Genomic DNA, 9513 nt, shown 5'->3' on the forward strand with positions numbered 1-9513 from the left:
CATCAGCCACCTCCTTCCGTTTCGGATGTGATGCCGGCGGATCGCGCGACCTCGCGATGCCATGAGGAAAAGCACACAGCACCCGGATCGCCGCCGTCGGCGAGGGATTCGGCGGCGTCGAGGAGCCCACGCGAGGCGACGACGATGAGCTTCCGGCGGGCACGTGTGACGGCGACATTCCAGCGCTCCGGCTGAAACAGGAAGCCGGCCAGGTGGCGGACCCATTCCGGCCGGGCGGCGGCGAGGCTGACGAGGATGACCTCGCGTTCCTGCCCCTGGAACCGCTCCACGGTGTCCACCGTGACCAGGCGGTGCAGCGAGGCGGTTTCCGCCGGGATCCGGAGCACCGCCCGGATCGCCGCCGCCTGTGCGCGGAAGGGCGTGATCACGCCGATGTCTCCGGGGCCGACACCGCCGCGGACGAGTTCACGAACGAGATCGACCACGGTCTGCGCCTCCGCCTCGGAGCGGACGGTCGCACGGTCATCGCCGGAGAGGACGAGTCCGACGGCATTTCCGCCGAGAAGCACCGGGTGGCTGGGCGGGGGATCGAGGAGGAGCCGACGGTTGGTGCGGCAGGTCAGGCGTCCGCCGTAGAAGGTGGCGGAAGGCCATGCCGCGAGCTGCTCGTTCAGCCGCCACGTTTCCTCGAGCATCGTTTCGAAACCGCGGTTCTTGAGCAGCCGGAAGATGGAGGACTCCGCCGCTTCCCGTCCGCTGCCGGAGATCATCACCGGCGGCAGCTGGCAGTCGTCGCCGAAGAAAAGCCAGCGCTCGCCGTGGAGCATGGCCATGACCGCGATCATCACGGTGACCTGCGAGGCTTCATCGATCACCACCGTGTCGAACTCCACCTCGCGAAGCCCGGTGAAACTCGACCACAGGGCGAAGGGGGTGGCGCCGACGACACAGGCATCGGCTTCCTCGATGAGCCCACTGTCGGCGAAAGTCTCGAAATGCTCGATGTCGCCACGGGCGAGCATCGCGGGGCCGATCTTCACCACCCTGACCGAGTCGGGCAGCAGCCTGCGGCAGCCTTCGAGCGCGTGCTGGATCGCGCGGTGGGTCGGACCGGTCACAAGGACGCGCTCGCCGTTCCCGACGAGACGCCGCACGACTTCCGCGAGCACGAAGGTCTTGCCGGTGCCGGGGGGACCTTGGACGAGGTAGCCGTCGTGGGTGGCCACGCAGGCGGCGATGGCATCCTGCTGGGAATCATGCCAGAGGACATCACGCGGCGCATCCTCGTCCTCGAACTCGTCCATGGTGGTCGTGAAAAGCCCGCCGTCCATTTCGCCGCCGCTGTCCCCGAGCAGGAAAGGCAGGACCTTCTCGCGACCGCGCACCGTTTCGGCCAGCGCGCGGGTGGCCTGCTCGTAGCGGTCGCTCAGATCGACGAAATCGCGGTCGAGCACCCAGCCCTCCGAGCCGGGGTCGGGCATCTCGCCCCACCAGCGCCACAGATGAAGTCCGTCGTCGTCCTCGCCGAGGTGGATGAACTTCCCCGTCGGCGCGAGTGGGTGGTCCTGGCTGAGGCAAAGGAAGTCGCCTTCGCGAAACCGGCAGGCGTCGGCATCGACCGGTACCACGAGGAGTTGGTGGTTGCCGGTTATCCGGAAGCTGGAGATCCGGAGCGCATTCCCGTCCGAGAGTCGTTCCGCCAGCGGGGTGCGCCAGAGTTCCTCGACCTCCGTACGCTGTGCCCGAAGCTCACGTCGCCAGCCGGACTCAAGGTTTTCCAGCCATGCCGAGCGTTGCGCGTCCCCGTCCATCGTTGACGCAAGCATTCCAAGTCGGACGCTCGCGAGGAAGGCGAAAGCCTCACGCGAAGGCGCGGGGTGCCCGGACCCGCGATCTTCTGTGTCAGCGGACGCTGGAGTGTGATCCGGTCGGCCGGGGGCTGAGGTCCATTCCGGAAAAGGGGCAATTCAAAGGAGTTTTCCGTGCCGCCAAGGCTTCAAAAAGGGGCTGGCAGGCTGGGGGTGATGGGAGCGATTTCGCTATCAGCATTGACCAAAGCTCCCGGATCTTGGTTTAACCCAGCCCCCCTGACTCCCCAAAACCGTTTTTAGTCACCCTGATGAACCCACCTGGTCTCCCCGCTCCCCAAGGTCTCTACGATCCCGCCAACGAACACGATTCCTGCGGGGTTGGCTTCCTGTGCCACCTGAAGGGAAAGCGCTCCCACGACATCGTGGCGGGCGCGCTGGAAATGTGCGTGAACATGGATCACCGGGGCGGGTGTGGCTGCGATCCGGACACCGGCGACGGGGCGGGCCTGTTCTTGCAGCTGCCCGACAAGTTCTTCCGCACCGTGACGCCGGAGCTGGGCATCGAGCTGCCGGCCGAGGGGCGGTATGCGGTGGGCTTCGTGTATTTTTCGCCGGATGCCGCCGAATGCCGCCAGCAGGTCAGGGAATACGAGGAAGTGGTGGCCGAGGCGGGCCTCGAGCTCCTGGGCTGGCGTGACGTGCCGGTGGTCAGCTCCCTGCTGGGCAAGGCCTCGGCGGAATGCGAGCCGCAGATGAAGCAGGTCTTCATCGGGCGTCCGGAGGAGATCACCGACGACCAGGATTTCGAGCGCAAGCTCTACGTGGTGCGGCGGATGACCTCCGACGTGATCCGCTACCGCGGCAAGCCCGGCGGCGAGCACTTCTACCACGCCAGCCTCTCGGCACGGACGATCGTTTACAAGGGGATGCTGACGACGGGCCAGCTCGGGGCGTATTTCCCGGACCTGACCCACCCGGACATGGAGTCGGCGATGGCGCTGGTGCACTCGCGCTTCAGCACCAACACCTTCCCGAGTTGGCCGCGGGCCCAGCCGTTCCGCTACATGTCGCACAACGGCGAGATCAACACGATGCGCGGCAACGTGAACTGGATGCACGCCCGGGAGCAACTGCTCGGGACCGGCGTGCTGGGCGACGACCTCGAGAAGCTCCTGCCGATCATCCGCGACGACGGATCGGATTCGGCGATGTTCGACAACTGCCTCGAGTTCCTCGTGCTCTCGGGCCGCTCGCTGCCGCACGCGGTCATGATGATGATCCCGGAGCCGTGGGAGAAGCACGAGCACATGACCCCGACCAAGAAGGCCTTCTACGAATACCACGCCTGCATGATGGAGCCGTGGGACGGCCCGGCGTCGATCGCGTTCTGCGACGGCATTTCGATCGGCGCGGTGCTCGACCGCAACGGCCTGCGTCCGTCGCGCTACTACGTGACCGAGGACGACCTGGTCATCATGGCCTCGGAAGTCGGCGTGCTGAAGGTCGACCCGGCCACGGTGGTCAAGAAGGGCCGCCTGGAGCCCGGCCGCATGTTCCTGGTGGACACCAGCAAGGGGCGCATCGTGGACGATGCCGAGGTGAAGGAAGAGATCGCGGGCCAGAAGCCCTATGGGGATTGGCTGAAGCAGGAGCGCCTGCTGTTCGAGGACCTTCCCGCCGGGGAGCCGAAGGAGCCGGTGACCGGCGACGAGCTGCTGAAGCAGCAGCGGAGCTTCGGATACACCTTCGAGGACAAGCGTTTCATTCTCGGGCCGAGCGCGGAGACCGCCAACCAACCGCTCGGAGCGATGGGCAACGACGCCCCGCTCGCGGTGCTCTCCGACCGTCCGCAGCTGCTCTACAATTATTTTCGCCAGCTCTTCGCGCAGGTGACCAACCCCGCGATCGACCCGATCCGCGAGGAGCTGATCACGGCCAGCGTGACCTTTGTGGGGTCCGGCAAGGACCTGCTGTCTTCCGGTCCGGAAAACTGCCGGATGGTGCGGCTCGAGAGCCCGATTCTCGGGAATGCGGAATTTGCGAAGCTGCGTGATCTGAACCAGCCCGGATTCAAGGTGGTGACCCTGCCAATCCTCTACACGCCCGAGTTGCAGCAGGAGGGTCTGGCCGAGGGGCAGTTGCCCGGCCAGGCGGCGAATCCGCACCTGTTCCGGCACCACTCGAACCAAGTGAGTGGCGAGGCGCTGCGGGAGGCGATGAACACGCTCTGCGAGCAGGCCGACCTGGCGATCCGTGACGGCGCGAACCTGCTGGTGCTTTCCGACCGGGGTGTCGATGCCGCCAAGGCGCCGATCCCGGCGCTGCTGGCGGTGGCGGGCCTGCACCACCACCTGATCCGCAGGGGAACGCGGACCCGCATCAAGATCCTGCTGGAGTCCGGCGAGCCGCGCGAGGTCCAGCACTTCGCGGTCCTGCTCGGGTACGGCGTGGACGTGATCAACCCGTGGCTGGCGATCGACACGCTGGGCGAGATGGTGGAGTCCGGTGAGCTCGACATGACCCGCGACGAGGCCGAGCAGAAGTTTCTCAAGGCGTCGATCAAGGGCGTCGTGAAGACGATGTCGAAGATGGGCATCTCGACGGTGGCCTCCTACCGCGGGGCCCAGATTTTCGAGGCGGTCGGTTTGAACACCGACGTTATCGAGCGCTACTTCACGCGGACCGCATCGCGGGTCGAGGGCATCGGCCTGCCGGAGATCTCGCGGGAGGTCAAGATGCGCCACGACGACGGCTTCGCGCCGCGCCAGACCGATGACAAGGAGCTCGATCCGGGCGGTCTCTACCAGTGGCGTGCGGGCGGCGAGGGCCACCTCTTCAGCCCGGAGTCGATCCACCTGATGCAGGTGGCGACGCGCAACGGCGACTACGGCGTCTTCCGCCAGTATTCGAAGCTCATCGACGAGCAGTCGAAGCAGTTCTACACGCTGCGCGGCCTGATGGAATTCAAGGTCGACGAGAGCAAGGCGATCCCGCTCGAGGAGGTCGAGCCGGTGGAGGACATCGTGCGGCGCTTCAAGACCGGCGCGATGTCCTACGGGTCGATCTCGAAGGAGGCCCATGAGGCGCTGGCGGTGGCGATGAACCGCCTCGGCGGCCGGAGCAACACCGGCGAGGGCGGCGAGGATCCGGAGCGCTTCACCTGGACCAACGAGCAGGGCGACTCGAAGAAAAGCAAGATCAAGCAGGTGGCGAGCGGGCGCTTCGGCGTGACGAGCCACTACCTCGTGAACTCCGAGGAGATCCAGATCAAGATCGCGCAGGGGGCGAAGCCCGGCGAGGGCGGCGAGCTGCCCGGTCACAAGGTGCTGCCGCAGATCGCGAAGGTGCGCGGGACGACCCCGGGGGTCGGCCTGATCTCACCGCCGCCGCACCACGACATCTACTCGATCGAGGACCTCGCGGAGCTGATCCACGACCTCAAGAACTCGAACGTCCACGCGCGGATCAACGTGAAGCTCGTCTCCGAGGTCGGGGTGGGCACGATCGCCGCCGGGGTGGCGAAGGCGAAGGCGGACGTGATCCTGATTTCCGGCCACGACGGCGGCACCGGGGCCAGCCCGCGGTCGTCGATCCAGCACGCCGGGTGCCCTTGGGAGCTCGGCCTGGCCGAGACGAACCAGACGCTCCTGCTCAACGACCTGCGCAGCCGCGTGGTGCTGGAAACCGACGGCCAGCTCAAGACCGGCCGGGACGTGGTGGTGGCGGCCCTGCTCGGGGCGGAGGAATTCGGTTTCGCGACCGCGCCGCTGGTGGCGCTCGGCTGCCTGATGATGCGGGTGTGCCACAAGAACACCTGTCCGGTGGGCATCGCGACGCAGGACGAGCGGCTCCGCGCCAAGTTCAACGGAGCGGTGGAGAACGTGGTGCACTTCATGCGATTCGTGGCCGAGGAGGTGCGCGAGATCATGGCCAGCCTCGGGTTCCGGACGATCGACGAGATGGTCGGTCGCAGCGACCGGCTCGAGATGCGCCGGGCGGTCGAGCACTGGAAGGCGAAGGGCCTCGACTACTCGAAGACGCTCTACCGTCCGGACATGGGCCCCGAGGTCGGCACCTTCTGCCAGCAGGCGCAGGACCACCTGCTCGACCGGGCACTCGACAACACGACGCTGCTGGAGCTTTGCAAGCCCGCCATCGAGAAGGGCGAGCCGGTCAGGGCCGAGCTGCCGATCATCAACACCAACCGGGTGGTGGGCACCATCACCGGGGCCGAGATTTCGCGCCGCCACGGCGCGGAGGGCCTGCCGGACGGGACGATCCACCTGAAGTTCACCGGCAGTGCCGGCCAGTCGCTGGCGGCGTTCTGCCCGAAGGGCATGACCTTCGAGCTCGAGGGCGACGCCAACGACTACGTCGGCAAGGGGCTCTGCGGGGCGAAGATCGTCGTCTATCCGCCGAGGAACTCGCACGCGTCGTTCGTCGCGGACCGGAACATCATCATCGGCAACGTGGCGTTCTACGGCGCGACCTCCGGCGAGGCGTTCATCGCCGGCGTGGCCGGCGAGCGGTTCTGCGTGCGGAACTCCGGCGTCCACGCCGTGATCGAGGGCATCGGCGACCACGGCGCGGAGTACATGACGGGCGGGTCGATCACCTGCCTCGGCGGCACCGGACGCAACTTCGGCGCCGGCATGAGCGGCGGGGTGGCCTACATCTTCAACGAGAACGGCGACTTCGAGTCGAAGCTCAACCGTGCGATGGTGAACCTCTATCCGATGATCGAGTGCCGCGACGTCGAGATCGCCGAGCTGAAAAACCGAATCGAACGCCACGTCGAGCTGACCGGCAGCGCGAAGGGCCGGGCGATCCTGGACGACTGGGACTCCAGCCTGGAGAAATTCCTGAAGGTGATGCCGGCCGACTACGAGCGCGTGCTCAACGCGCTGGAGCGGGCCCGCGAGAGCGGCCTCGAGGGGGACGACGCAATCCTCGCGGCCTTCGAAGAAAACGCCAAGGTCGGCCACTAACATCCACATCCATCACCGGGCGTCGGCGGCGCCACCACCATTTACAGATCATGGGCAAACCCACCGGATTCCTCGAAGTCGAACGCACGACCATTCCCAACCGTCCCCCGCTGGAGCGGTTGAAGGACTGGCGCGAAATCCACGCCGACCGCGACGACGCGGCGGTCTCGAAGCAGGCCTCGCGCTGCATGGACTGCGGCACGCCGTATTGCCACACGGGCATCACGCTGGCCGGCGCGGCGAGCGGGTGCCCGATCAACAACCTGATCCCGGAATGGAACGACCTCGTTTACCGCGGCCGGTGGAAGGAGGCCCTGATGCGCCTGCGGAAGACAAACAACTTTCCGGAGTTCACCGGCCGGGTCTGTCCGGCACCGTGCGAGGGATCGTGCGTGCTGGGATCGATCGAGCCGCCGGTGACGATCAAGGACATCGAGTGCTCGATCATCGACCGCGGCTGGGAGGAAGGCTGGATGACCCCTCACGCTCCGGCCGAGCGGACCGGCAGGTCGGTGGCGGTCGTCGGATCCGGACCGGCCGGGCTGTCCTGCGCCGACCAGCTCAACCAGGTGGGGCATTCGGTGACGGTCTTCGAGCGCGCCGACCGGCCCGGGGGACTGCTGATGTACGGCATTCCTAACATGAAGCTGGACAAGCGCGAGGTCGTCGAGCGGCGGATCGGGCTGATGGAGCAGGAGGGAGTCGTCTTCAAGTGCGGCGTCGCGATCGGCCGGGACGAGCATTGGACGGTCGAGCGCCTGCGCGAGGAGTTCGATGCGGTCGTGCTCTGCTGCGGAGCGACGCTGCCGCGGGACCTGCCGATCGACGGACGCGACGCCGACGGCGTGCACTTCGCGATGGAATTCCTCACCGGGAACACGCAGCACCTGCTGGACACGAACGACGACGGCACGAAGCCGGAGCTCAATGCGGCCGGCAAGAACGTCGTGGTGATCGGCGGTGGCGACACCGGGACCGACTGCGTCGGCACCTCGCTGCGCCACGGGTGCAAGAACGTGGTGCAGCTCGAGATCCTGCCGCGTCCGGCGGATGAACGTCAGCCGAACAACCCGTGGCCCGAGTGGCCGCGGATTTACAAGATGGACTACGGCCAGGAGGAGGCGGCCGCGGTGCAGGGCACCGATCCGCGCGAGTACCTGGTGATGACCAAGCAGTTTCTCAAGGATGCGGACGGCAAGCTCACCGGTCTGGAGATCGTGAACATCGAATGGTCGAAGGGCGAGGACGGGCGGATGACGCCCGTCGAGCAGGAAGGCACGCTGCGGGTCATCCCCTGCGAGCTGGCGCTGCTGGCGATGGGTTTCCTCGGGCCGGAGCAGGAGATCGTCGAGAAGTTCGCCCTCGAGACCGACGCGCGGAGCAACGTGAAGGCCGAGCACGAGCGCTACACGACGAACGTCGAGGGCGTCTTCGCGGCGGGTGACATGCGGCGCGGGCAGTCGCTCGTGGTGTGGGCGATCAACGAGGGCCGCGGCGCGGCCCGCGAGTGCGACCGCTTCCTGATGGGTGCGACGACCTTGAAGTAGGAGGGAACTCGGGACGGGCGACAGGTGGGCGATGAGTTCGTCCTCGGGCTCGGCGATCACGGGATGTTTCATGTAGCCACCTCCCGGCACTTCACTTCAGGTCCGGACGCTTCCCAACCGCTCGGGGTTCGCCCGTGGGGAACCGGCATGTTTGGATCTCAAGAGTCGGCTCAAGTCCCTGGTGACCAGCAGGTGAGTCGACGGCAGCGTTTTCGGTTGGATTGACACCATCTGCTGCTCCGGTATGCTGTGATGAAACAAAACATCACAATCATGCAAACGCTCACGGTCAGGGATTTGCGCTACGACTTCGCCAAGGTCGAGGCCTGGTTGGCGGACGGCCAGGAGATCGAGATCACCAAGCACGGCAAGCCGGTGGCGTTACTCTCGCCGCCGCGTTCCGGCAGAGGGCCGCAGTTCGATGTTGAGGCGCACAAGCGGTGGATGAAGGAGACCTGGGGTGATCGCGTGTTTTCGGCGGAGGAGGTCCGGGAAATGCGCGAAGCCGAACTCGGAGACTTCAGTTGAAGGCCTACCCCGACACTTCGTTTCTCTGCTCGCTCTACCGGCGGCAGGATCAATCGGAGGAGGCGCTCGCCTACCGAAAGCGGATGACCGAGCCCCTGCACGTCACCCGCCTGTTGCTGTGGGAATTCCGGCAAGGGGCGCGCTTCCAAGCTTTCCGGCACTCCCACAACCGTCAGATGGGCTATCCGCTCACTGAGGCGGAGAAGATGATCGCCAAGATCTCCGAGCATCTTGAAGCCGGGATCATCCGGATGGTGAACTGCGATCTCACCGACATCCTCATCACCGCCGAGCACTTGTCGAAGACTCGCACCCACTCCGGCGGCCACCGCAGTCTTGACATCCTTCACGTCGCCACCGCCTTGGTGCTGGGCGCAGAAGAGTTTCTCAGCTTCGACGCCAACCAGTGCGCCCTGGCCCAGGCCGAGGGACTTGCGACGCCGCTGGCCGCAGCCGGGTGAGGGGAAATGCCATGCAGGGCAGCGCCAATCATGAACCCGCTGCGGCCATCGACCACCGCAGCCCGGCGGAGGAGAAGGTGGCGCTCTTCCGGTCGCTGTTTCGCGGCCGGGAGGATGTTTATCCCGGATTTCTCATACCGAGAATTGAGGGCGGTTGGAGTTTTGGTGTAAGTTGTTGGTGTTCAAATCAATGACTCACACACAAAACCCAACCGCC

The 9513-nt window shown here is 66.1% G+C and carries 5 protein-coding genes; 4 read left to right on the forward strand and 1 reads right to left on the reverse strand.

Annotation, left to right across the window (positions count from 1 at the left end; all coding sequences use genetic code 11):
* Positions 1–2 precede the first annotated feature (2 nt).
* The gene (locus tag ACG2LG_RS17100) at positions 3–1787 is read right to left on the reverse strand and encodes a DEAD/DEAH box helicase (protein WP_396261013.1); all 1785 of its coding nucleotides are present in this window, start codon (positions 1785–1787) and stop codon (positions 3–5) included.
* Positions 1788–2080: 293 nt separating this feature from the next.
* Between ACG2LG_RS17100 and gltB the strand changes: the two genes are divergently transcribed.
* The 4 genes from gltB (at position 2081) to ACG2LG_RS17120 (ending at position 9296) form a co-directional block, all read left to right on the forward strand.
* The gene (gene gltB, locus ACG2LG_RS17105) at positions 2081–6760 is read left to right on the forward strand and encodes a glutamate synthase large subunit (protein ID WP_396261015.1); all 4680 of its coding nucleotides are present in this window, start codon (positions 2081–2083) and stop codon (positions 6758–6760) included.
* 50 nt (positions 6761–6810) lie between these two features.
* Positions 6811–8307, forward strand: a complete 1497-nt coding sequence (locus tag ACG2LG_RS17110; protein WP_396261016.1) for a glutamate synthase subunit beta — start codon at positions 6811–6813, stop codon at positions 8305–8307.
* Positions 8308–8580: 273 nt separating this feature from the next.
* On the forward strand, positions 8581–8835 hold the full coding sequence (locus tag ACG2LG_RS17115; RefSeq protein WP_396261018.1) for a type II toxin-antitoxin system Phd/YefM family antitoxin: 255 nt from the start codon (positions 8581–8583) through the stop codon (positions 8833–8835).
* Positions 8832–9296, forward strand: a complete 465-nt coding sequence (locus ACG2LG_RS17120; RefSeq protein WP_396261019.1) for a PIN domain-containing protein — start codon at positions 8832–8834, stop codon at positions 9294–9296. Before ACG2LG_RS17115 ends, ACG2LG_RS17120 begins: the two co-directional genes overlap by 4 nt.
* The last annotated feature ends 217 nt before the right edge of the window (positions 9297–9513 follow it).

This window comes from Haloferula sp. A504, from assembly GCF_044385805.1.
GTDB lineage: Bacteria > Verrucomicrobiota > Verrucomicrobiia > Verrucomicrobiales > Akkermansiaceae > Haloferula.